Genomic DNA, 25,888 nt, shown 5'->3' with positions numbered 1-25,888 from the left:
GTTTAAAATGTTTAATCCATCTGTGTTTTGAAAATTCAGAATTCAGAAATTAGAATTTATAAATCATTTCTAATTTCATATTTCTAATTTCAGACATGGATAAAAATTTACAACATGAATAAAGAATTAATCATCCGTAGTGGTGAAGATGCTGTAGATTTTGCCTTATTAAAAGATGGAAAACTCATTGAATTACACAAACAAGAAGAAACAAGCAACTTTCAAGTTGGCGATATATTTATTGCAAAAATTAGAAAACCAGTTGCCGGACTAAACGCTGCTTTTGTAAACGTTGGCTACGAAAAAGATGCCTTTTTACACTATCACGATCTTGGTCCAAGTTTAGCTTCTTATTTGAAATTCATAAAACTTGTAAGCGCAGGTAAACTAAAAGATTTCTCCCTAAAAAACTTTCAGTTTGAAAAAGAGATTGATAAAAACGGTGCTATAACCGATATTCTTAGCGCCAATCAATCCGTACTAGTCCAAGTCGTAAAAGAACCTATTTCTACCAAAGGTCCAAGAATAAGCGCAGAGCTTTCCTTTGCAGGACGTTTTGTTGTTTTAGTACCGTTTTCTGACCGAGTTTCTATTTCACAAAAAATAGAATCCAAAGAAGAAAAAGACCGACTTAAAAAACTAGTACAAGCAGTCAAACCAAAAGGTTTTGGCGTTATTGTGAGAACAGTAGCCGAAGGCAAAAGCACTATCGAATTAGAAAAAGATTTGCAGAACTTAATGAATAGATGGACTGCAATGTGTAAAAAATTACCAACTGCTCATCATCCGTCAAAAGTATTAGGCGAACTTAACAAAGCTTCATCAATACTTAGAGATGTATTCAATGATACTTTTACCAGTATTCAAATAGATGACGAAGAGTTGTACCAAGAAACAAAGGACTATTTAGCCGAAATAGCTCCGGAGAAACAAAAAATCGTAAAGTTTTATCAGTCAAAAGATGTGCCTTTATTCGAAAAGTACCACATCGAGAGACAAATAAAAACCTCATTTGGAAGAACCGTTTCCATGAGCAAAGGTGCGTATCTAATTATTGAACACACCGAAGCACTTCATGTTATCGATGTAAACAGCGGAAATCGTTCCAACAAAGCTTCCAACCAAGAAGACACAGCTCTAGAAGTAAACATGATTGCCGCCGCAGAAATTGCAAGACAACTAAGACTTCGAGATATGGGCGGAATTATTGTAGTGGATTTTATCGACATGCAAAACTCCGAAAACCGACAAGTGTTGTTTAACTTCCTAAAAGAAGAAATGAGCGATGATAAAGCCAAACACAAAATCTTACCGCCAAGTAAATTTGGATTAGTTCAAATTACTCGCCAACGCGTAAGACCAGAAGTAAATATTGAAACAAGAGAAGAAAATCCAAATAACCTTTCTGGTGATGTAGATGCACCAATTCAGATTATTGACAAGATTACATTTTCACTTGAAAAAATCATTAAAGACCACAAAAAAATTAAACTAAACGTTCATCCTTTTGTGGCAGCATACCTTACCAAAGGTTTTCCATCATTACGTTCAAAATGGTTTTTTGAACATAAAAAATGGGTGAAAATCATACCTCGTGACGCTTACACGTATCTTGAATATCATTTTTATGATGATCAAGGAAAAAAAATTAAAGAATAATTCTGAAATATATTCAGAGAATGAAAAACCGCTTTTCGAAAGATTAGCGGTTTTTTTATTTGGAGCTATTCCAGCTATCCGTTTCAAACGAAGTTCACTGAACTCCAATGAAAAATAGAAACAAAGTGAAGTAATCTTTTCATTTTTAAAGAAAAAATGAAAAGGATTTCCACTGCTATCTGGGCTAAAACTATCGGCAATTAGAAATGTTTTGGCTTTTTACAAAACAGCAGGAATTATTCTCTAACAATCTCCATTTTTCTTGAAATTTCATTTCCCGATTCATCAATAACCGTGATGCGATGCGTACCTGTTTTTGCTTCAATAGGCAAATCGTGAAAAGTTCTCGTCGTTCCTTTGTATTCGCTATCTACATACCAAAACAATCGCGTTTCTCGGTTGGTATGCGCCACTTTTATTATTACGGGCTGAATTTTACTATCAAAATCTTTGGTTAGGTAAACCTTACTATGCGCTTTAGGATAAATAAAATCCATAACGGGTTGATTACTATCTTGACAATCAGTTCTAAACGGCGGCAACGGTTGATAATCTGCATGACCGCTTTTGTAATACCATTCCATTACCGGAGGTAAAACAAACCATGTCTTTGAAACCATTTTTTCAACCAATTCACAATTACTGTTAACTCTAAACTGTTGCGAACTATCAAGATGTATTGTTTTATGATATGGACAAAGCTGAGTTTTCTTTTTACTTTTCGGTATCAATTGTGATACTTTTGGACAATCTTCTTTAGCCAAATGACCACTTTGTTGACAAACTTCGGCGGTTTCCATATCTTTCATCGGTTTTGTAAACCATCGGCTTTTTGGCAAAGTACTAAAAATGTCAAACAAAATCGGCGCTGCACTATCAACTCCTGTTAACGCAGCTCTTCCTTCTCCAGAAGCATTTCCAACCCAAACACCAACAACATAGCGAGAATTTGTTCCAATTGCCCATGCATCGCGATTTCCAAAACTGGTTCCGGTTTTCCATGCAATTTCTAGAGATGAATCATAAAACTTCCAAGCTTCGTCCCCTTCTGGGCGATTGACTTCTTTCATGGCTTCATACGTCAGATAAATGGAACCTGCGCCTAAACTATTTTTTTGTTGGGATTCAGTTCCAAAATCGCGCGGCATATCAGCGTTATAATTCAGTTCACAAAATTCACCTGAACGATACTTGCCACGAGAACGAGTGTAATGATTTACCGTAGCCGAAAGATTGGCATAGGTTCGACACAAATCCCAAAGATTACTTTCTGCTCCACCCAAAATCAATGATAAACCATAATGATCAGGATATTGATTAATATTTTTTAATTTAAATTTTTGCAATGTTTCATAAAAATTAGCTACACCATGTTGCTGTAACATCAATACCGCCGGAATATTCAACGAGCGTGACAAAGCTCGCTGCGCTGGAACTGCGCCATCAAACGTTTGATTGAAGTTTTGAGGCGAATATCCCGAAATTTGCGTGGGAATATCAGCAATCAAAGTATTTGGCAAAAGTTCTCCATTATCAAGCATATCGGCAAAAAGTAATGGCTTTAAAATACTTCCTGTACTTCTTGGTGACGTGATTATATCGACATCTTTATCGTGGTCGCTGTTGGTTGGTGAATTCCCTACATAACCAACAATATTTCGAGTTTTAACATCAATAACTAAAATGGCAAGATTATGAACTTCATTTTGCTTGTACTGATTATAATAGTATTCACTTAGTTGATTTATTCTGTTTTGAAGCGAAACATCAATGGTTGTTCGAATTCGCTTTCCTTCATTGGTTTTAGCGATTTGTTGTAATAAATGAGGTGCAATTTGAGGCACATTATATGGTTTTTGAGGCAACGGTTCTTGAATGGATAGCTCATAGGTCAATTTATCCATCAAATTGTTTTGGTACAATTTAAGCAACAAAGCATTACGTTTTTCACGCAGTTTTTCTTGATTTTTTCCCGGATAAATTAAACTCGGTGCATTGGGCAAAACCGCCAAAGTTGCGCTTTCTGCCCAAGACAATTGATGTGAATGTATACCAAAATAGCGCCATGAAGCCATTTCTAAACCTACAACATTTCCACCAAAAGGTGCGTGAGCTGCATATAAATCTATTATTTCAGATTTGGAATGGCGAAATTCCAATCGGGTTGAAAGGATAATTTCGAGGATTTTTTCAAAATAGGTTCGTTTACTTTTTCGTGACATTCGGATGACTTGCTGAGAAATTGTACTTCCGCCACGAACTACTTTGCCAGCTCTTCGATTTTGTTGAAATGCTTTGAACATCGCCACGGGATTGAACCCAAAATGCTGATAAAAATGTTCGTCTTCATAGTAAACCAAACATTTTTTGAACTTATCGGGAACGCTATCTTTGGCAGGAAATCGCCATTGCCCGTCGCGAGCAATTTTGGCAGCCAATAATTCGCCGTCACTACTTTCAATAACCGTTGCATAAGGATCGTTAAAAAGTGTTTGCGGCAATGAAAAGTAATAAAATACAACAAGAATAAATGTTATTGCTGATTTCTTCGGGTTGTTTTTAACCCAAGTAGAAATTTTAGCAAAAAGCTTTTTCAAACTATTTATTATATCTGAAACAAAAGTCATTTACTTTTAATTAGTCTATTCCTTTTATAGAAAAAATTATACATCAAAAATATCTATCACGTTTATAAAACCTTCATAACGGATACTATTTTCATTGTGAAAATGAACGAAATTATCTTTCCCTCCAAAAAGTTCTAAAATATAATTTCTTTCAAGACTAGTTTGTTTTTCTAATAAAAATGAATTGTATGAAGAATGTCTGTAAGTTGTAAAATCGTTTGTAAAATTATGTTTCAATGGATTTAAATGAATATAAACTATTAACTGTCGCAAATAATCTTCGTCTTCAACCCTATTTCTTTGTGGATGTTCCTGAAAAAGACTACCAAATCTATCATAAGTTTTATTGACACTTTTTGTATAAGTATTAAACAAATTGGAAAACGGTAAATGAACTTTGTCCTTATATTTTTCAGGCAATTCGTGATTTTCTCTAATCTTTAAAGCCAAATGAAAATGATTTTTTAGCAAACAATAAGCATAAATCTCAGAAATAGGCAAAAGATATTTTTTTACTAACTGAAGAAAATAACTGTAATTTCTTTCTTCTATAAATATATCTTCTTTGTTATTTCCTCTATTATAAAAATGATAAATTCCACCTGGTTCTAACACGTCTTTTTTCATACTATTTTTTGCCTTAATTATTCCTAACAGGTCTTTTTCGACCTGTTAGGTTTTAATTTTAAGATTATCATAACCTTCTTTTTATACCTAACAGGTTTTGAAAACCTGTTAGGAAATTTATTTGACTATTTCAACCCATTTTCCGGCGGTTCGAGCAATGAAACTATGGTCATACATGGCTTCGCATTGCAATCCTGGCAAATAATATTTACCTAGATAGGAAGCGTTCAAAACCATTCTGAAACGTCGGGTTTCATTGGCTTTTAAGCTAAAATAATAATTGGCTCTGTCGTCGCGAATATCGATGTAATCGGCGTTGTTTTCGGCGGCGTTGCCAAAATCGGTGTAACGCGTGTTGACGATTTCAAATCCGGACGGAACGATTTGTGTCAATGCTATATTTTCGACAAATTCGTTCTTTTGGTTGGTTAAAACCACTTCGGCAATGCATTCGGTTCCTTGGGTGATTTTGGATAAATCGATGGTTTTTCCTTTTCGGTCTTTGAACTGAATGGAAGCAGACAAATTATTTGACATTGGCTGTTCGTTTCCAACAGGAAGAATTCCGCTGTTGATAATTCGGATGAATAATGTGTTGTTTTTGTTGTTCTTCAAAATAACACCATTATTTCCTGTTTTGACAGAAAGATTTCGCTGAACGATGGCTTTGGTCGTGTTGATGTTTTGCACATTTTTACCATCAGTCAGTTGAACGGTTACACCTTTTCCACCATTGATTTTTGCAAATTTTGACATAGCATATAATCCATAAGCTGTAGTTTGTGTACTCATCCACGTAGCAGAAGACAGATTTTTTGCCAATTTGGTTGCCATTTCAAAAGCCTTTTGTTTTTGTCCTAAAAGCAACAATGTTTCCAATGCCATGGCACGGTTTCTTTCGGCGGAACCATACCAATAATAATAGGTTTCGGTATTTTCATCAATAACTGATTTTGACAATAATGCTAATCCAGCTTGGTTTTGTTTTACCAAAGCATACGCCGCAGCGAGTCGAAGCTTGCTTTCATTGGAAATTCCGGCAGTTTCGCGCAAACGGTTCATCGAAGCCAAATCGGGCGAACTTGCCAAAGCTAAAGTATAAAGACGATAGGCTTGTGCTTCATCATTTCTATATTGACTTTCAAATCGCCATTGTTTTGCCATTTTTTGTTGATAGGAAATCCATTTGCTTTTGAAATTTACTGGTAGAACATATCCTTTTTTCTCTGCTTCAATCAGGAAATGTCCGGCATAACTTGTTCCCCAATCATCGGCCGTTGTATTTCCTTGCCAATAGGAGAAACCTCCGTTTGGCAACTGGAAATTTCCTAATTTTTGAATTCCGGCAGTGACATTTTTCTGGATATTTTGCTTTTTGGTGGCATCCAAATCTAAAACATCATTCAAATACAACTGCGGAAATACTGATGATGTAGTTTGCTCCACACAACCATGTGGATATTGAATTAAATAATTCAAACGGCGACCAAAATCGATAGTTGGCATGGATGAAATTTCGATAATAGCTTTGTTGCTTCTGGCTACGCCAAATGTTTTCCAATTAAGCGATTTTGTTTCGTTGGCTTTCAAAACATAATCAGAAAATGCATTGGTTACCGGATTTGGATTGGTCACATCAACCTCAACTTCATAAACTGATTTTTCTTTACCTGAAATGGCTATAATTTGAATTTTTTCAATTCCTGTTACTTGTCCAACTTCCAAATTGAAATACGTCATTTTCTCATCAGGTTGCGAGAACGTAACAATTTGAGATTGATTGCCTAAAACTTTCACTAATCCGTTGGTTTTGATTTGAACAGTTACCTTTTTAATGTTATTTTCTGTAGCAAATAGTGTTACTGGCAGAGTTACTTTTTCCGACGGAGATATTTTTCGCGGAAGCGAAGCCAATAGCATCAATGGACTTTTTACTGTGGTTATTTTTTCAGCACTTCCATAAGCAGCTTCTTCGGCATTGGCGGCCACAACCATTGTTCGGACAGAACCGATATATTTTGGTATCTTAATTTGATGTGACTTTGTTTGTCCTTTTTCTAATTTAAATGGTCCAAGATAAATTACTACCGGTTTGAAACGATTCGCTTTTTTGGCTTTTCCACCACCTAAACTGGCATCACCACCAATACTGAAAACCTGATTTACTTTTCCGCCATAAGCTCCGATTACATCATCATAAATATCCCAAGTTCTCACTCCAAGAGCTTCACGTTTATAAAAATCAGTCCAAGCATTTGGTGTTTTAAAACGAGTTAAATCAAGTAATCCATCATCTACAACCGCAATCGTATAGGTCATTGGTTTTCCGTTTTTCTCGCTTACTTTGATGGTAGTTTTTTGTTCTGGTCGAACGACATCAGGCATAACTAATTTAGGTTCTAAAACCGTATTTTTATTAATCACCTCCAATGAAACAATGCCATACATTCTGATTGGTGCATCATTTTTAGTCGAAGCATGAGGTTGCAACAAGGTTACATTTACATAAACATTTGGTGCCATATCACCCGTAATTGGTAAATCAACTAAAGTTTCGGTTTTTTTAGTTTTAGTCCAAATGGTTTTCAGCACTTTAGTTCCGTTTTCAATGGAAATTAAAGCTCTTCCACCTTCACTTGACGGGAAGAAAATTTTAGCGGTTTCGCCTACATTGTATTTTTCTTTATCTGTTGAAAAACGAAGCATTGTTGCTTCCTGACCGTTTGTATTTCGAGATTTTGCCGACCAATAGGGATAATCCAGAAAAACTGTTTGAGCAGCAGCATGTCCATCTGTTGGATCATAAACTCTAATCATATATCTTCCCCAATCATCATCAGGAACAGAGAATTGAATATTGGCTTTACCCAAAGCATTAGTATTTACACGATAAAATTTATAAGTTGTAGTTGAATTTGAAGTATTATAATTCGACAAATTATCATTGGACGAATCCCACCACCAACGCGATTCCATTCGGTAAACGCTCACTTCAAGATTGCGAACCGATTTTGGTTTTCCATTTTCAGAAAGGGTAACAATATCAAATTTGTTTGTTCTTCCAGTTTCTAATAATCCATATTTATTTGGTTCTGGTGATTTAACTCCAACATAAGTTTGATATGGCGAATAAGATGCCGAGGCTACATCGGTACTGAAATCACCTCCATTTTCATATACTTTTGTAATGAACGCAGCGCGCAACATTCCTGGTGCTTGACCTTGTAAAGTTGGATTGATATTAACTTTTGCTTTTCCATTTTCATCTACTTTACCCGAGAAAATATTAAATTCCTCGGTATAAAAACTTCGCGTTGGATCATCAAAAACGTATTTATCAAATCCTTTGAAAGTAGTTACTTGCTGAGAAAATTTTGCTTGAACATCAAGTTTTAAATTTTTTGCAACGGCACCGTGTAACCATAATACTTGAATATTATTGATGTTAGTTTTGGATGCTGATAAAATCGGTTCGTTGAAACTATTTTTAATTTTTAAACGATTAGGTTTGATGGTTTCAATCTTGATGCTTTTATAAAATTTGGCGCCACCAACACTAACCATCGCTTCCCAATTTCCGGTTAATGCTGAAGATTGCGTAGGAACGATAAATTTGTAATGATTTAATTCATTTCCAGTTTGTACCGTTTGAAATTGTGTTTTTCCGTTGGGATCATTCAATCGAAATTTAATTGGATGATTTTTCGGTAAAGGATTGACTTTATCATTTAAAATAAACGATACAAAAAGTGTATCGCCTGGACGCCAAACACCTCTTTCTCCATAAATGTAACCTTTCAAACCTTTTTCGAGCGTTGCTCCAGAAACATCAAAATTACTTACTGATAATGAAAGGTTATCGTCCAATTTTAAATAGGTCGAACTTTTCCCATCCGTAACAATAGCAAAATAAGCGTATTTGTTTAACGAAAAATTTGCCATTCCATCGCCATCTGTTTTAGAATCGGCTATTTTTTGTTGTTGAAAATTATACAATTCAACCGTTGCTCCAGAAACTGGCTCGGTATCCACAATATTGCTAACTGCAACCGTTATCGATTTATCATTGCCGCGTTTTACAATCACACCTAAATCGGAAGCCAAAATATTCGTTCCTATTTTGGTATTGTAGAAATAATATCCAGAACACGGATCTTGACTTTCGCGCCATTCATAATCTTGCTCATAGTAGTAATCATAGCCATTGTTACTATAATTCACATCGTCTTCCTTAACTTCTTCTTCGTTTTCTTCATAAGCATCTTCATCTGTCATGGAACTGCATTTATATAACGAATATTTTTTCTTATAAGAGAATTCTACTCGATAAATTGCTCCGGGTTCGGGTGTTACAAATTTTGCAATGTCCAAAGCATAGACATTCCATTTAGAATAGTCAATCAGATTATTTTGCTTGAGTTCAATCGTTCCTTTGGCAATAGGTTGACTTACTTGACGAAGATTTCGTGTGCCGTTCAATTCGTTATCTTGAAGAAATTGCAGAATATTATTCTTGTAGATTTTATAGATTTTTACATCAACCGCATTCAAATTTGCCGCTTCAAAATTAATTTTCAAATTATTGGAACTTGGCAAAATTGTAGCGTTTTTCAATAGTTTTACACCCGGTTTAATTTGTTCGAATGTTAATTTTTCGGAGTAATTCGCTTTCATTTTAAAACCGTCAAAACTTTCAATTCCTTGAAAAATTTCGACCAACTTAATTCCTGAAAAACCAGTTTCATTCGTTTCATTTATTTCCTGAACCTCTTCAACATATTCTTCATAAGCAGCGGCAGCAGTATCAATAGCAGCTGAAACGGTATCAGTAACAACAACGGTTTCGCCTTTATCTAATTTAGATGTTGGTTTTTTATCAAAAAACACTTTGAGAACATTTCCCATTGTAGCAAATTTCAAATTATCGGTGTTTTCAATCGCTACTAATCCGCTGAAATCCTGATCTTTTTTCAATGGATCTGAAAAATTAATTAAAATCGACTGATTGTTTACATCGCCAATTTTTATATCCAAAACTTTAAACTGATTTTTTCCGGGAATAACAATCGAAGCACTTCCACTTTGCTCAATATCAACTTTATCACCATCCCATTTTAGTTCAATATTAGTATCATTGGTTGCTCGTTGAATACTGTCAATCATAAATTTGAATTCTGTTGACGTACTTGTGGCTTTATCAAATTTAATGTTGAGATTTTTACCGTTTTGGATAGCTTCAATGATTTTTTGAGCATCTTCAAAACTCATATTATCAGCTGTTTTCAGTACGCCGTTTAAATAATAAAGTTCTTTGTTATATGACTGCAAATCCTTTGTAGTGACGATAAAATCTTGCTTGATTGTTCGCAACGAAAATTTAAAATCTTCCAATTCTTTAGGAACCGTTGTCAACTTGGACAAGTGTAATGTAATTTGATACAACGTATTTTGTTCCAATTTTTCATTTGGCAAAAAAGCAATAGTATTATTGGATAAAGCAACTACTTTTCCTTTTACACTTGGCGAAATATCAAATATATTTGGATCCAATTCTTGATTAGGTTTCCAATCACTTTTGCTGAAAGCCAGTTGTACTCTGACATCCGAATTGACCGAGACATAACCCGATGAAAAACCCGTGATGTAATCTTTAAAGAGTGAAAAATCAGAGTCGAAATCGGCTATCGATTTTTTAGAACAGGAATGCAATAGCAAAATTGCAAAAAACAAACCGAAAATCTTTTTGGTTTTCATAGTCGGATAAAGGAATTATTTGTTAGAACTTGTTCCTTGAAAGCATAAAACTCCAATTAACATAATAACGTTAAAACTATGAAAAAAAGTATTTGAAAAAGTTAGAATTTTTAGAATATTTTTCTGTAAAAAATTATTTTCTTCTTTTTGTAAAAAAACGAATCATTAATTCCGATGATTCTTTTGCCAAAACGCCAAATTTTACTTCCGTTTTTGGATGTAATTGAGTTCCCAAAGTCATGAAACCGCGTTGTTCGTCTCGTGCGCCGAAAACTATTTTCGAAATTTGGCTCCAATACAAAGCACCAGCACACATTTGACATGGTTCAAGTGTAACATACAATGTACAACCTTTCAAATATTTTCCACCGATGTAATTTGCTGCGGAAGTTATAGCTTGCATCTCGGCATGTGCTGTAACGTCGTTAAGCATTTCAGTTAAATTATGACTTCTCGCAATAACTTTATTGTCGATAACGATTATGGCACCGACGGGAATTTCGCCTTGTTCAAAAGCTATTTCGGCTTCTTGCAACGCTTTTTTCATAAAATATTCGTCGGTAAAAGGGTTTTCCATAAAGGAATTTTGAAAATTTATTTATCAGAATAATGTCCGAGAGCAGCAATTATAAATATGGTTACAATATTTTCTTCAACCCTATAAATCAATCTATCCTTTTGACTTAATCGTCTCGACCAATAACCTGATAAATCATGTTTAAGTGCTTCTGGATTTCCGATTCCAGAATAAGGAGTTTCTTCTAGTTCAACGAAAATTTTCTCGAGCTTTTTTATAACAGCTTTATTGCCTGATTTTAAATGAAATTTAATTTCCAATTCTGCGGATGGTTCAATAATTATTTTAAACTTCCCCATAAATCTTTTGGATTAATTTCTTTCCAATTTTTTCTTTTTTCGGAATCATTTATACTTTCACCGCGTTCTAAAATCATTTTAACAAACTCAGGATTATAAATTTCATCTTCTTTTTCCTCTTTGTTTTCTATAATTTCAATTCCTTTCGCATCTTTAAAAAATGTTTCCGTCATGGCTCTAAAAGCTTTTCCTGCTTTTGTGCGTTCATTAATTTTTATAGTGAAAGTTGTCATAATTAAATGATTTTGAATTACAAATATACAAAATAGCACAAAAACAATGCCTATCAAAAATACAATTTCAATTTGTACATTTGCCTTATGTCAAAAAATTTACTCGAACATATCAACAATCCAGCCGATTTACGAAAATTATCCCTTTCGGAATTACCCGATTTAGCTAGAGAACTGCGTGAATTTATTATTGATATTGTTTCCGTCAAAGAAGGTCATCTTGGTGCAAGTCTTGGTGTTGTTGAACTTACAATTGCTTTGCATTATGTTTTTGATACACCCAATGATTTGTTGGTTTGGGATGTTGGTCATCAAGCGTATGGTCATAAAATTTTAACCGAACGAAGAACTAAATTTGACACCAATCGTCAGCTTGGTGGCATTTCGGGCTTTCCGAAACGAAGCGAAAGCGTTTATGATACGTTTGGAGTTGGTCATTCTTCTACTTCTATTTCTGCAGCTTTGGGTATGGCTATTGCTTCGCAACTTAAAGGCGAAAACAGACATCATATTGCGGTGATTGGCGATGCTTCGATTGCAAGCGGAATGGCTTTTGAAGGTTTAAATCACGCTGGAGTGACAGCTGCTAATTTGTTGGTTATTCTAAATGATAACGCTATTGGAATTGATCCAACCGTTGGTGCTTTGAAACACTATTTGACTTCGGTTAAAGAAGGGAAAAACCCGAAGCAAAACAACATGATTAAGTCTTTGAATTTTGATTACTCTGGTCCGATTGACGGTCATGATTTATCCAAATTAATTTCGGAATTGGAACGATTAAAAAAGACCAAAGGACCAAAATTTCTTCATATCGTAACCACGAAAGGCAAAGGTTTAGAGCAAGCCGAAAAAGACCAAGTAAAATATCATGCGCCAGGAAAATTTGATGCTAAAACAGGAGAAATTACCCAAAAATCGGAGGCACATTTACCGATGAAATTTCAAGATGTTTTTGGACTAACTCTAGTCGAATTAGCCAAAAATAATTCAAAAATAATCGGAATTACTCCAGCAATGCCTAGTGGAAGTTCGATGAAATTTATGATGGATGCTTTTCCAGACAGAGCTTTTGACGTTGGCATTGCCGAACAACATGCAGTTACGCTTTCTGCAGGAATGGCAACGCAAGGTATGGTTGTTTTTTGTAACATCTACTCTACTTTTTTACAACGTGCTTATGACCAAGTGATTCACGATGTAGCTTTGCAAAATTTACCCGTAATATTTTGTTTGGATCGCGCTGGATTGGTTGGTGAAGATGGCGCCACACATCACGGTGTTTTTGATATTGCTTATCTGCGATGTATTCCAAACATGATTATTTATGCACCAAAAGACGAACTCGATTTACAAAATATTCTTTATACTGCTTCATTAGGTTTACCACATCCAATAGCCATTCGCTATCCGCGCGGAAGAGGAAAATACTCGAATTCAGAATTTAGAATTCAGAATTTAGAATTTGAGAAAATAGAAATTGGGAAAGCTAATTTGCTGAAAAACGGAACAAAAACAGCCGTTTTATCTACGGGTTTTATCGGGAATAATGTTTCATTGGCACTGGAAAATGGAAATCAACCCAAAACTATTGCGCATTATGACTTTGGTTTTATTAAACCTTTAGATGAAAAACTGTTGCATGAAATTTTCAGTTCATTCGAAAATATCATTACCATTGAAGATGGAACAATAAAAGGCGGATTTGGTTCAGCTATCGTTGAATTTGCTTCAGAAAATAACTATTCCAAATCGATAAAAGTTCTTGGAATTCCTGATGTTTTCATCGAACATGGAACGGTGGAAGAACTTCAAAAAATTTGTAAAATCGACGTTAAAAGTCTGGAAAATATTTTTTTAAACTATTAAAAAACCGACTTTTGCACCGTCTAACTATTTTCTACTAAAAATGAAGGTATTTCAAAAGATTTTCTTCTTCTTTTTTCTATTCAATTCAGTAACTTTTTTTGCACAAGACGTTGTAAAAACAACTCTACCCGATACAATTTCGCATTGGGAAAAGAAAAATACAGTTGGTTTAGACATTACTCAAATTGCTTTTGTAAACTGGAATGCTGGAGGAAATAGTTCCATTTCAGGATTGTTGAAAGGAAATTTTTTACGAAAATATCAAAAAGGAAATCTAAAATGGGTAAACGAAATGATTATCCGTTATGGTGTCAATAAGCAAGATGGTGTTGAACTAAGAAAAACCGACGATGCGTTTCAGTTTAACTCTACTTTGGGTTACCGAAAAGACACGATAACCAACTGGTATTCCTCAGCTAAATTCAATTTTAACACTCAATTTACTAACGGTTATTCTTATCCAAATACAACCAAAGCCATTTCAAAACCATTTGCTCCAGCTTATATTTTTCTTGGAGTTGGATCGGAATATTCAAATAAAGAGAAAAAATTAAACGTTTATATTTCGCCTTTAACAATGAAAACGACTTTGGTTTTAGATCAAACTTTAGCAAATCAAGGTGCGTTTGGTGTGAACAAAGCGGTTTATGATGTTGACGGAAATCTTCTTAGAAAAGGTGAATTACACCGAATGGAACTCGGTTTTTTGGTAACTAATTACTACAAAAAAGAAATCTACAAAAACATTATTTGGGAAAATCGTTTGAGTTTATATTCGGATTATATCAACCGTTTTGGGAATGTTGACATTGATTGGCAAATGCAACTTGAATTAGTTGTAAACGAATATGTTAAAGCAAATATTGGCGCGCATTTTATCTATGACGATGATATTAAAGCCAAAGAAGAACGCAACGGCGAACAAGTAACTGTTGGTCCAAAACTACAGTTAAAACAATTGCTTGGTGTTGGTTTGAGTTACAATTTTTAATTAATAATATGATAATTGTCAATCCTTGTAAAGTTTTAAACCAAATGAAGCCGTAGGACAATTTCTAAAATTTGTATGTTCTTCACTAATTTTTTTAAATTTTTCCATATTTTTCCATGGAAAAAAAGAAAAAACATCTTGTTGAAAAGTATTAAACTCTTTTGACACGTCATTCAATTCAATGTATCCATTTTGTGTGTCAATACCATTGAAATCATCATTATTTTCATTTAAAACACCAAACCATTCAATTCCAACGAAAGCACCTTTAGCTGGAAAATCTATATTATATAATGACACATCATGTTCAACATCTTTTTTACTTTTACCTTCTAAAACTATAACAATATCTTCTTTCAATAACTCTTTTCCAGGAGCATTTGTAATAGTATCCTTCTCAAAAAGATGTAATTTAAAACCTAATTTAGTTTCATTATTGTTACGTATTTTAAATAAAAAAGAGTGTATTAATTTAGGTTGAAGAAATGGATTCTCAATAAAAGTACAAATTTTCATTCCTTTAGTTGCGCTTAGCCATGCTTTACGCTTACTTTTTAGATAACCTAAACTAATAAGCTCATCTGTTTTATTTTTTATAATTTCAATTTCTTTAAGATGATACACTGCTGGTACAAACAACAGTGTATCGTCTTTAATGTCTTTTTCTAAAATTTCAAAATTTTCATACCCAATACTGGTCAGCTTAATTTTGTCATACAAAACCTCTTTTGGTATATATATTTCGCCATTCTCTGAGCAATATCCTGCTTTTACAATATTTTCATTAAGAAACAAATAATAATTTGCAAATGGAACAGGTGTTTTTGTTTTTGAGTTTAAGACATTCATCTTTTGAGAATTACAACAAAAACTAGTTAGAAAAACAAATATGAAAAAATAGAAATTTTTAAACATTATTTTAAAATATTTTTAGAATTAACATCGTACTTCATTATACTCTATGTCATCTCTAACACCAAGTATGTAATGTTTTCTCATTACAGTTTGCCAACCTTCATCACATCCGCCAACTTTTGTCCATTCTGTCCATCCCCAAAATCTTCTTCTTTCTTGATTCCCTGTACTCATTGATTGATTGTAGTCTTCAAATAATTTTACAAAATCTAATTGATTACTTTCTGCCCATTCTTGAAGTAAATGTATATTTTCTTTAATGATTGTTTCATTTACTGATGGATCATATGCAGTTAACTTAAAATTTATTCTGTCAACATCTACGAAATAAAGAAATTCATCTGTTGCTTTATCAGTAACAATATATCCTCTTGCTCTTTCATCATCACCAATAAAAATTTCTTCAAGTACAACATCTTCTAATTCAATTGTTCTTGCGTTAGCTGAAATATTTGAATTTAACATTCTTCCTTCAACCGACTTACCTATATGGTAATCAGTTTTGTAAAAGCTTCTTAAATATAAGTCTGCTTTTGACTTTGAATTTAAATTTTGCTCACTGCTTTCTTCATTACAACTTGTTAAAAGTAAAGAAGTACTAAATAAAAGTAAAACTGTTTTTTGAAATAATTTTTTCATAAAAATAATAATTAATGATTAAAAAAAATGTTTAATAAAGTTCTTGCAAAAACAATAAACCAAATTTGTAAAAAAAATCAACAAATACTATTCAATAAATTGCTATTTTTGAGCAATTAACTGCTAATTTAAAATTCACATGGATATCGGAACAAAAATTAAACGTTTAAGAGAAAATAAAAACATTCCTCAAACAGCACTTGCTAATAAGCTAGGAATAGCACAAAATACTTTAGGTTTAATAGAAAATGGAGATACAAAAAAAATAGATTTTTTGTTAATGGATAAAATATGTAAAATTTTTGAAGTTGATTTGAATTATTTTATTGATGAGTCTAAATATAGACAAGTCAACAAACCTAAAGCTACAGGATATTTGGCAGAAACCCAAAATATACAACTTTCTGATAAAGTTACTGAACAATTAAACAATTTAATAAAAGATAAGGATTTGGTGATTTTAGAATTAAAAGAAATTATAAAACAACAAAAAGAAATTATAAAAAAACTTAGTAAATAGTTTAAGCCGAAACTATCTTAAACAATTCTACCGCTTTTCCATCGGTTAGCATGGAAATGTAATGGCAAATATGCAATAATCGGTCGTAAAGATTTTCTTTTTCCAGATGATGCTTTTCCGGAAGAATTTTTAGTAAAAGTTTGTCGTAATTTGTTGCTTTTCCTTCGTGATTGTTGTTGAAAGCCGTTATGAATTTATCGAGTAACGTATTGATAATCTGATAACCCGAAAGCTCTTTTTCAATCACTTCCCGACTTTGGTAGATATTTTTCACACTCAATTTGATGATATCATCCATTTGGGCTTTGTATTTACTTTTATCGGTTAAAGCAAAATGGAATTTTCCTTGCAAAATAGCTTCTTCATTTTCAACAAAAACACGAACGGCATCGTTGATTAAATTTCCAATTGCCAAAGCACGCAAATAGCTAATTCGATCTTCTTTGGTCGTTAATGTTTGGTATTTTGCCGCATCAATCGTGTCTTTTACCAATTTGATTAGATATTCTAATGCAAAATCTTCGGAAACTAAACCGAGATTTATTCCGTCTTCAAAATCGATAATCGTGTAGCAAATATCATCGGCAGCTTCGACTAAAAATGCCAATGGATGACGTTCATAACCAATATCTTCGCCCGATTTATTGGAAATCATTCCTAATTCTTCGGCAACTTCTTTGAAAAAATCTTTATCTGATTGGAAAAAACCATATTTTTTATCCGAAATGTTTTTGGTTGGTTTTTTAGGCAAACTTTCCTTCGGATATTTAGTAAATGCTCCAAGTGTTGCATAAGACAAACGCAGACTTCCTTCAATTCCGGGACGCGAACTCGTTAAAACCGAAAAACCATTAGCATTTCCTTCAAAATCAATTAAATCTTGCCACTGTTTTGGCGTTAATTTATCTTTGAATTGCTGACCCTTTCCAATAGAAAAATATTCTCCAATTGCTTTTTCACCCGAATGACCAAACGGCGGATTTCCAATGTCATGTGCCAAAGCTGCTGCGGCAACAATAGCACCAAAATCGTTCATGTGATAACCGTGAACGGCAGAAAGATGTGGATATTTTTCGATGATTTTTTTTCCAACCAATCTTCCGATGGAACGACCAACAACCGAAACTTCCAAACTATGCGTCAAACGTGTGTGAACAAAATCGGTTTTTGACAACGGAATAACCTGCGTTTTATCCTGTAAACTGCGAAAAGCAGACGAAAAGATAATTCGGTCATAATCGACTTCAAAACCCAAACGTGTGTCGTCTTGTTCGATGCGTAAACGTTTGCTCGTATCGCCTTGACGTTTTAAAGATAAAAGTTGTTCCCAGGTCATTTGATTTCAGATTGTTGATTAACTATTTTTGATTTTAGAAGTTAAAGATAACTTTATTTCAGGATTTTTTTCATGCATACGCTACTTTCTACGTCGATGTATTGTCCGTAGTTTGGAATGACTTCGAAGCCACTTTTTTGATACAATGAAATGGCGTTTGTCAGCTGGTTTGACGTTTCCAAAATAGCATGCTGAAAACCGTTTTCTTTTGCCCAAATTTCCAAGGCGTTCAACACAGTCGAAGCTATTCCTTTGCCTCGCTTTTCGGGTAAGACAAACATTCGTTTTATTTCGGCAACTGTCGGTTCATATTCTTTAAACGCGCCACAACCAACAGCGATTTCATCTTCATAACAAACGATTACGTTATCAATATATATTTGATTGTATTGCGCAAAAAAGTCTTTTTCATCGCCATCAATTTCAACCAAATAATCATCAAAAAGTCGGGTTAACTTTTGAAAATCGGGATGATTGGAATTGGTTTTTAGTAGTTTCATTTTTTATCATTTGCCAAGAAGAAATTTCTAGACTTTTTTGGATATTGATTAAAACTTTTATCGCTTGGATTGGCGATTACGGATTTGATATTGATTTCGTCACCGAGTTTGAAACTCGCTTCGGTATATTGGTAATCCAGCAAGTATTCACCACAGAAATAATTTCCGTTTTCGTCTTTTTCTATGATTCCAGTGTAAACTCCTTTTTTTTCTTTTGACATGGTACTTTTATTTATTTCAAAGGTAATAAAATGAAAACAGCTATCAAATTGACAGCTGTTTTCTTTTATTATAAATCAATGAATTGATTATGTGATTTCTCCTTCGTCGAAATGACAAAGTAGCAATTAAGAACCACACATTTCACAATCATCACCAACATTTCCAGCGGCGTTTCTTGCGCGTTCTACCATTGCGGCAAAATCTTCGGCGGTCATTTCTCCATTTTCTGTTGGAGCAACAACCTCAACAGCTACAGCTTCTGGTTTTTCGGCAATTGTTGATGGTATTGGTTCTGCTTTTTTGTCGTTATTCAAAGTGAATTTGATAGCATCAACAGCTGATTTTGTTCTCAAATAATACATTCCTGTTTTCAATCCGCTTTGCCAAGCATAGAAATGCATTGACGTTAGTTTTGAATAGTTTGCATCTTGCATGAACAAATTCAACGATTGCGATTGGTCAATAAAATAACCTCTGTGACGCGACATATCGATAATATCTTTCATCGACATTTCCCAAACGGTTTTGTATAATTCCTTCAAATCTGCTGGAATACAATCGATGTTTTGCACCGAACCGTTGTGACGCATAATTTCTTGCTTCGTTGTTTCGTTCCACAAACCTCTTTCTACCAAATCGTATAATAAGTGTTTGTTTACCACAATAAATTCTCCAGAAAGTACACGACGTGTGTAGATATTGGATGTATAAGGTTCAAATGCTTCGTTGTTTCCAAGAATTTGCGATGTTGAAGCAGTTGGCATTGGCGCCATTAATAGCGAGTTTCTAACACCATTTTCCATTACTTCTTTTCTTAAACTTGCCCAATCCCAACGACCAGAAAGTTCCTCGTCTTTGATGTTCCAAAGGTTATGTTGGAATAATCCTTCCGAAATTGGCGAACCTTTGAAAGTAGAATATGGACCTTCTTCTTTTGCCATTTCCATAGAAGCTGTAACGGCAGCAAAATACATGGTTTCGAAAATTTCTTGATTTAATTTTTTTGCTTCATCCGAAGTAAATGGCATTCTCAACAAAATAAACGCATCTGCTAATCCTTGAACTCCTAATCCAACAGGACGATGACGTAAGTTTGAGTTTTCGGCTTCTTTTACTGGATAGTAATTTCTATCGATTACTTTGTTTAAGTTTCGAGTAACACGTTTGGTTACGTTGTATAATAATTCGTGGTTGAACGTATTATTTTCTACAAACATTGGCAATGAAATCGAAGCCAAGTTACACACCGCAATTTCATCTGCTGAAGTGTATTCCATGATTTCGGTACACAAATTCGATGAACGAATCGTTCCTAAATTCTTTTGGTTTGACTTTCTGTTTGCTGCATCTTTATACAACATATATGGTGTTCCAGTTTCGATTTGCGATTCTAGAATTTTTTCCCAAAGTTCACGTGCTTTGATGGTTTTTCTTCCTTTGTTTTGAGCTTCATACGAAGTATATAATGCTTCAAACTCATCGCCATAAACATCATACAAACCTGGACATTCATTTGGACACATCAACGTCCAAGTAGAATCTTCTTGTACACGTTTCATGAATAAATCGGAAGTCCACATGGCAAAAAATAAATCGCGCGCACGCATTTCTTCTTTTCCGGTGTTCTTTTTTAAATCTAAAAAGTCAAAAATATCAGCATGCCACGTTTCTAGATAAATAGCAAAACTTCCTTTGCGTTTTCCGCCACCTTGATCAACATATCGTGCTGTGTCGTTGAAAACTCGAAGCATTGGCACAATTCCGTTTGATGTTCCGTTTGTTCCTCGAATGTATGAACCTGTTGCACGAACGTTATGAATTGATAATCCAATTCCACCTGCTGATTGTGAAATTTTTGCAGTTGATTTTAGCGTGTCATAAATTCCGTCGATGCTATCGTCTTGCATTGATAATAAGAAGCACGAAGACATTTGTGGTTTTGGCGTTCCGGCGTTGAACAATGTTGGTGTTGCATGCGTAAAGAATTTTTTAGACATCAAATCGTAGGTTTCGATTACTGATTCTAAATCATTTAAATGAATTCCAACAGAAACACGCATCAACATGTGTTGTGGTCTTTCTACAATTTTACCATTGATTTTTAATAAATAAGAACGTTCTAAGGTTTTGAAACCAAAATAATCGTAGTTAAAATCTCGGTTATATATAATATGAGAGTTTAAAAACTCGGCATTTTCTTGAATTACTTGGTGAACTTCATCCGAAAGTAATGGTGCTTTTTGATTGGTTCTTGGGTTAACATAATGATACATTTCGTTCATCGTTTCCGAGAATGATTTGTTGGTATTTTTATGTAGATTGGAAATGGCAATTCGCGCTGCTAACTGAGCATAATCAGGATGTGTAACTGTCATAGAAGCAGCAGTTTCGGCTGCTAGATTATCTAATTCAGAAGTTGTTACACCATCGTATAAACCTTCAATAACTTTCATTGCCACTTTTACGGCATCAACTAATTCATTTAAACCATAGCACAGTTTTTTTATTCTGTCTGTGATTTTATCAAACATTACTGGTTCTTTGTGACCATCTCTTTTAATTACGTACATACTTTTTGTTTTTTGAAATAGAAAATCCCTTCTCTATTTCGGTTAGTTTTGTTTTTTGTTAATCCCTTAACTTCTATAAAATTTTCGTTCTATAGATTTTTTTGAAGCCAATCCAGCTTTCCGATACAATCTTTTATTTCTTGTTCTCGATACTCGCTTTGCAAGCGAACTCGAACTGACGAAATAAAAGGATTTCCACTTCAATCTGGGCTAAGCTAATCAATGGCTTGGTTTCATAACTAAACGCCATTGAACTTCAATCAAATAAATTCAGATTAAAAATCAGCGTCGAAGCTAATTTTTTGGTCTTCGGTATCTTTTGACATTACGCCTGCTTTTTGGTATTCGGCAACACGTTTTTCAAAGAAATTTGTTTTTCCTTGTAGTGAAATCATGTCCATGAAATCGAACGGATTGCTTGAATTGTAAACTCTGCTGCAACCTAATTCTACTAATAATCTATCGGCGACGAATTCTAAATATTGTGTCATTAAGTTGGCGTTCATTCCAATTAATGAAACTGGCAAACTTTCTGTAATAAATTCGCGTTCAATGTGTAAAGCGTCTGTGATGATTTCGGTAATTCTGGCTTTTGAAACTTTGTTTATCAAATGGTGGTTGTGTAAATGCACCGCAAAGTCGCAGTGAACGCCTTCATCGCGAGAAATTAATTCGTTAGAAAACGTCAAACCTGGCATTAATCCGCGTTTTTTCAACCAGTAAATGGAACAAAATGCACCTGAAAAGAAAATTCCTTCTACGGCTGCAAAAGCAATTAATCTTTCAGCAAAAGAATCGGAACCAATCCATTTTAAAGCCCAATCTGCTTTTTTCTTGATGGCAGGAAAAACTTCTAATGCATTGAAAAGTGAGGCTTTTTCGGCTTCATCTTTTACATACGTATCGATCAAGAGTGAATAGGTTTCGCTGTGAATGTTTTCCATCATGATTTGGAAACCGTAGAAAAATTTTGCTTCTGGATATTGTACTTCGTTTACAAAATTTTCAGCTAAATTTTCATTCACAATTCCGTCAGAAGCAGCAAAAAACGCCAAAATATGCTTGATGAAGTATTTTTCATCATGGCTTAGTTTGTTATTCCAATCGGATAAATCTTGATGCAAATCAATTTCTTCGGCTGTCCAAAAACTAGCTTCCATTTTTTTATACCAATCCCAAATATCATGATGTTTGATTGGGAAAATCACGAAGCGGTTTTTGTTTTCTTGTAAAATTGGTTCGATAGTCGCCATTTTGAATTTATTTTAAAATTATTTGGGTGATTTTTTGACCTTTTCAGTGTGATACAAAGATTGTCAAATGAAACGGAAAAAGAAAGTCAAACTTATCCACAAATCGAGCTAGTTTTTAACAAATATGACATTTTGTCGAAATTTTGTCGAAAAAAATAAATTATTGATTTACAATAATTTATAGATTATAATTTTTTTAAAAACCGCATAAACAGAGGAAATTAGGAAAATACGCATAGTAAAATTTTAACATTTTTGAACCCGCTAAAATTTGGTTTTTGGAGATAAAAAAAGTGGTTTCTCCATTTGAAAAACCACTTTGATTTTATTAGTAAATTTTTTTCCTATTTATCGTCGGAAATATAGGTTTTGTTTCCGTTTTTGTTGATGTAATATTTTCCACCTCTTGGTCCAGTGTACACTTTTTTACCTTTGTACGTTCCAGTTGCTTTATCAGAAACTTTTTTCTCAGCTGCTTTTGAAAGTGCTGTTTCTTTTAGGTTTTCTGTTTCTTCAGCAGCTGTTTTTTTGGTTTTTGCTACGGTTTTGTTTGCTTCTGCTTTTGCTTTTTTGGCTGCTGTTTTTGCTTTTGTCTCTGTTTTTGTCGCTTCTTTTTTAGCGGCATCTTTAAAGCGTTTGTCTGGTGTTCCGTCTTTTTTTAGTTTAGCTTCTTTTTCTTCAACAGCTTTTTTAATTTTAGATGATTTTAAACCAGCCACTTTTTCTGCTTTTTCAGCGTCTTTTTTTGCTTTTGCTTTTTCGTCTTTTAACTTTTCAAGTTTAGCTTTGTTAGCCGCAGCGGTTTTTTCGGATTTTTCTTTTGCTTTTTCCTTTACAGTTTGTGCAAAAATGGTATTTGAAAACACAAACACCAAACATAATAAGATTAGTTTTTTCATGATTTTACTTTTTTCATAGTTTAAAATTAGTGATTTTTAGTTTACAAAATATGTGCCAAATGATTTTTTATTTAAAATCAAATATGACATTGAAGTTTCTTTTTTACCACATAGAAACATATATTTATTTTAACTTTAAAATTCGTTTCACTCCGTTACAGAAAATCATAGACATTAGAATATTAAGAATTGGCTTCCTTTTACTATTCACTTTTTTACTAAAAATAAGCTCGAAGTTGGATATTTCCAGTGTGAATGGTTTGGCTGGTTTCAGTTTTTCTTCCTAAATAATTGATGTTGATATCGAGAAATTCGGTTAGATTTTTTTGCAAAAGTAATCGCCAGGTTAGGTTTTGTCCAGGTTGTAAACCTTCCAGCATTTGGAAAGCTACTGGCGACAAAGCATCGCCTTCAAATTTATTTTGATACAACGAAAATTCGCCATTCATCGTAAATTTCTTTTCGCCTGCATAAGAAAATGAAGTTCCAAAACGGTTTTGAAGTAAGGTTTCGCCATTTCCAAACTGATTTTCCTTGTTTTGATATTCGTAAAAAAGATCCAAACTCGTGTTTTTATTAAACAAATAAGAGATTTTTGGACTTAATTGATAACCAATTACTTCAAAATTTCTACTGGCATAATTCTCCGAAGCCAATTCGGTTTTAATTGTTTTTGAATTCATATTGAACAACCACGATTTTTTCAATAAATGAATATATTGCAACTGATGGGATTTGTTTTTGCTTTCTTGCGAACCTACAGAAAGCAAACTTTTCAAGCGATTTTCGGTATAAGTATACGTCACAGAATGTTTCTGTTTTCCTCGATTATAAAATAAACTATTTCTAAAACTGGTGTTCAATCCGAGTAAATCTTCTTCGGAAGTTGAAAACGGATTTAAGTCGAAATTATCACCGTTTCTGAAAATTTTTCGTTCTACTAAATACGAAGTTTGATTATAGAAATAAGACAACAGCTTTTTGAAACCTTTTTCGTTTTGCCATTTTGAAGTATTTAAAGTCAAGGATTGCGAAAACCGATTTTGGTGCGTTTTTACAAAAACTTGATTGGGCAAAAATACACGAACATACTTTGCTTGATCGGGAAAAGGCGCAATTTCAAACTCTTCCAATTCCTGAATTCCGTTGTTGTTGTAATCGTTCCACATGTAAACACCTTGACTTGGCTCGACTTCAAGATAGGTAAATTCCTGTTGTGCAATGGAACCAGAAGTTGTTTCATAAGCCGTTGATATTTTCATCAACTGATTAAAATATTGGTCGTTATACAACAATCTTGAATTCAACGACGGTTCATTTCCACGTAAATTATCTTCAAATTTCAGATTTCTGTAATTTAAAAATAACGATAAATCACTTTTCTTAGTTTGTATCAATCGAGATTTTAGATAATAGGAATGCGATGTATTTACTTTTTGTACCAAATTATTTTGCAAACTGTCGTTTACACGTTGTAAATAACCCAATTCTACATAAACTTTTGTGCTATCACCACGACCAACAAACGCGCCATATTCGGTAAATCGTTGGCTTAAAACCGAAAGTTGATTGGTTGCAACCAGTTTTTCTTTGTTGTTTTCTAAATTCAAATTGGCACCAACCCAATTTTTGCCAAAATGATATCTTGTTTGTGTTTGATTTCGAATAAAAGAAGACATTGCAAAATTTCCATCGCTGTTTAAAACGCTGGCATTTTGCAAAATATTCCAATCTTTTAGTTTGAAAAAACCGTTAATTAAATGACGATTTCCAGAAAAACTTTTGGAAAAATCAAGTTTTTCAAACTGATAGGTTAATTTTCCTTTTTCGGGCAAAGTGAAATCCAAACCGCTGATGAGTAAACTTTGATTTCCTTCGAATGAAGTTAAATTCCAATCGCGATTGAACTCGATATTGAATAATCGCTCAATAGTTTGAAAGTTTTCTTGAACAAACTGATAGTTTCCAAAAGCATCAATTTGCCATTTTTTACTAAGCAATCGCTGTTTGAAATTCAATTTTCCAGCAATACCTTTATTATTATCATCATCAATGGAAGAAAACAAGTTTTGGTCGTTATTGCTTACGCCAATTTCAAAATCAACCAGTGTTTTTTCGTTTGGATTGAATTTTCCAACAACGGTTGCGATTTGGATTTTTGTTGGCGCAATCAATCGAGTTATTGGTTCATAATTTCCTTGTGGAACGCCAGAAATAGGTTCAACATATTGATAAATTTTACCGATTGCCGATGTATTTATTAGAATATAATTTCCGAAATTAGCTCCAACTAAAGTGAATTTTACATTGTATAATTCGTCCTGCGGATTATTGGAATATTCAAAAACCTCAACGCCGCCAATGGTTACTTTTTTGTATAAAATTTTATTATCTGAAC

The 25,888-nt window shown here is 33.7% G+C and carries 18 protein-coding genes and 1 pseudogene; 4 read left to right on the top strand and 15 right to left on the bottom strand.

The genetic code is table 11. The features are described from left to right. The first annotated feature begins 114 nt into the window (after positions 1-114). Entirely contained in the window at positions 115-1,659 is a 1,545-nt protein-coding gene (locus IAI56_RS09155; protein ID WP_187657579.1) for an Rne/Rng family ribonuclease, read from the top strand. A gap of 236 nt (positions 1,660-1,895) precedes the next feature. On the opposite strand, the gene pbpC is transcribed toward IAI56_RS09155, so the two are convergent. The 6 genes from pbpC to IAI56_RS09125 all read right to left on the bottom strand — a co-directional run bounded on the left by pbpC (position 1,896) and on the right by IAI56_RS09125 (position 11,776). Beyond that, complete coding sequence (gene pbpC, locus IAI56_RS09150) at positions 1,896-4,286, bottom strand: penicillin-binding protein 1C (RefSeq protein WP_187657578.1); 2,391 nt, start codon at positions 4,284-4,286, stop codon at positions 1,896-1,898. Positions 4,287-4,322: 36 nt separating this feature from the next. After that, entirely contained in the window at positions 4,323-4,913 is a 591-nt protein-coding gene (locus IAI56_RS09145; RefSeq protein ID WP_187657577.1) for a transposase, read from the bottom strand. 117 nt (positions 4,914-5,030) lie between these two features. After that, positions 5,031-10,667 (bottom strand): alpha-2-macroglobulin family protein, encoded by a 5,637-nt coding sequence (locus IAI56_RS09140; protein ID WP_187657576.1) that lies wholly within the window; start codon positions 10,665-10,667, stop codon positions 5,031-5,033. Between the two features lie 133 nt (positions 10,668-10,800). Further along, positions 10,801-11,244: a nucleoside deaminase gene (locus IAI56_RS09135; protein ID WP_187657575.1), complete on the bottom strand. Its 444-nt coding sequence runs from the start codon at positions 11,242-11,244 to the stop codon at positions 10,801-10,803. Positions 11,245-11,261: 17 nt separating this feature from the next. Continuing rightward, positions 11,262-11,543 carry a Txe/YoeB family addiction module toxin gene (locus tag IAI56_RS09130; RefSeq protein WP_187657574.1) on the bottom strand — a complete coding sequence of 94 codons (282 nt, stop codon included), beginning with the start codon at positions 11,541-11,543 and terminating at the stop codon, positions 11,262-11,264. Beyond that, positions 11,525-11,776, bottom strand: a complete 252-nt coding sequence (locus IAI56_RS09125; protein ID WP_187657573.1) for a hypothetical protein — start codon at positions 11,774-11,776, stop codon at positions 11,525-11,527. Before IAI56_RS09125 ends, IAI56_RS09130 begins: the two co-directional genes overlap by 19 nt. 87 nt (positions 11,777-11,863) lie before the next feature. Here IAI56_RS09125 and IAI56_RS09120 point away from each other — a divergent pair, with 87 nt between their 5' ends. Together IAI56_RS09120 and IAI56_RS09115 are read left to right on the top strand one after the other, a co-directional pair. After that, positions 11,864-13,645: a 1-deoxy-D-xylulose-5-phosphate synthase gene (locus IAI56_RS09120; RefSeq protein WP_187657572.1), complete on the top strand. Its 1,782-nt coding sequence runs from the start codon at positions 11,864-11,866 to the stop codon at positions 13,643-13,645. A gap of 40 nt (positions 13,646-13,685) precedes the next feature. Beyond that, a complete protein-coding gene (locus IAI56_RS09115; protein WP_187657571.1) occupies positions 13,686-14,636 on the top strand; it encodes a DUF3078 domain-containing protein in 951 nt (316 codons plus the stop codon). 18 nt (positions 14,637-14,654) lie between these two features. Here the strand turns inward: IAI56_RS09115 and IAI56_RS09110 are convergent, their stop codons facing one another. Together IAI56_RS09110 and IAI56_RS09105 are read right to left on the bottom strand one after the other, a co-directional pair. After that, positions 14,655-15,485 (bottom strand): hypothetical protein, encoded by an 831-nt coding sequence (locus tag IAI56_RS09110; protein WP_187657570.1) that lies wholly within the window; start codon positions 15,483-15,485, stop codon positions 14,655-14,657. Between the two features lie 87 nt (positions 15,486-15,572). Beyond that, entirely contained in the window at positions 15,573-16,190 is a 618-nt protein-coding gene (locus IAI56_RS09105; RefSeq protein ID WP_187657569.1) for a hypothetical protein, read from the bottom strand. A 139-nt stretch (positions 16,191-16,329) separates the two neighbouring features. Here IAI56_RS09105 and IAI56_RS09100 point away from each other — a divergent pair, with 139 nt between their 5' ends. Next, the gene (locus IAI56_RS09100) at positions 16,330-16,710 is read left to right on the top strand and encodes a helix-turn-helix domain-containing protein (RefSeq protein WP_187657568.1); all 381 of its coding nucleotides are present in this window, start codon (positions 16,330-16,332) and stop codon (positions 16,708-16,710) included. Between the two features lies 1 nt (position 16,711). On the opposite strand, the gene IAI56_RS09095 is transcribed toward IAI56_RS09100, so the two are convergent. The 7 genes and pseudogenes from IAI56_RS09095 to IAI56_RS09065 form a co-directional block, all read right to left on the bottom strand. Then, positions 16,712-18,046 (bottom strand): deoxyguanosinetriphosphate triphosphohydrolase, encoded by a 1,335-nt coding sequence (locus IAI56_RS09095; protein WP_187657567.1) that lies wholly within the window; start codon positions 18,044-18,046, stop codon positions 16,712-16,714. 53 nt (positions 18,047-18,099) lie between these two features. Then, entirely contained in the window at positions 18,100-18,546 is a 447-nt protein-coding gene (locus IAI56_RS09090) for a GNAT family N-acetyltransferase (RefSeq protein WP_187657566.1), read from the bottom strand. After that, positions 18,543-18,767 carry a hypothetical protein gene (locus IAI56_RS09085; protein ID WP_133532595.1) on the bottom strand — a complete coding sequence of 75 codons (225 nt, stop codon included), beginning with the start codon at positions 18,765-18,767 and terminating at the stop codon, positions 18,543-18,545. Before IAI56_RS09085 ends, IAI56_RS09090 begins: the two co-directional genes overlap by 4 nt. A 126-nt stretch (positions 18,768-18,893) precedes the next feature. Further along, on the bottom strand, positions 18,894-21,338 hold the full coding sequence (locus IAI56_RS09080; RefSeq protein ID WP_187657565.1) for a ribonucleoside-diphosphate reductase subunit alpha: 2,445 nt from the start codon (positions 21,336-21,338) through the stop codon (positions 18,894-18,896). A 275-nt stretch (positions 21,339-21,613) separates the two neighbouring features. Beyond that, a complete protein-coding gene (locus IAI56_RS09075) occupies positions 21,614-22,591 on the bottom strand; it encodes a ribonucleotide-diphosphate reductase subunit beta (RefSeq protein ID WP_187657564.1) in 978 nt (325 codons plus the stop codon). Positions 22,592-22,935: 344 nt separating this feature from the next. Further along, complete coding sequence (locus IAI56_RS09070) at positions 22,936-23,490, bottom strand: hypothetical protein (protein ID WP_187657563.1); 555 nt, start codon at positions 23,488-23,490, stop codon at positions 22,936-22,938. A gap of 218 nt (positions 23,491-23,708) precedes the next feature. After that, positions 23,709-25,888 (bottom strand): annotated as a pseudogene (locus IAI56_RS09065) (hypothetical protein); the annotation flags it as partial.

The organism is Flavobacterium macrobrachii (assembly GCF_014486675.1).
Taxonomy (GTDB): Bacteria; Bacteroidota; Bacteroidia; order Flavobacteriales; family Flavobacteriaceae; genus Flavobacterium; species Flavobacterium macrobrachii.
This window is presented reverse-complemented; position numbering and strand designations above follow the sequence as displayed.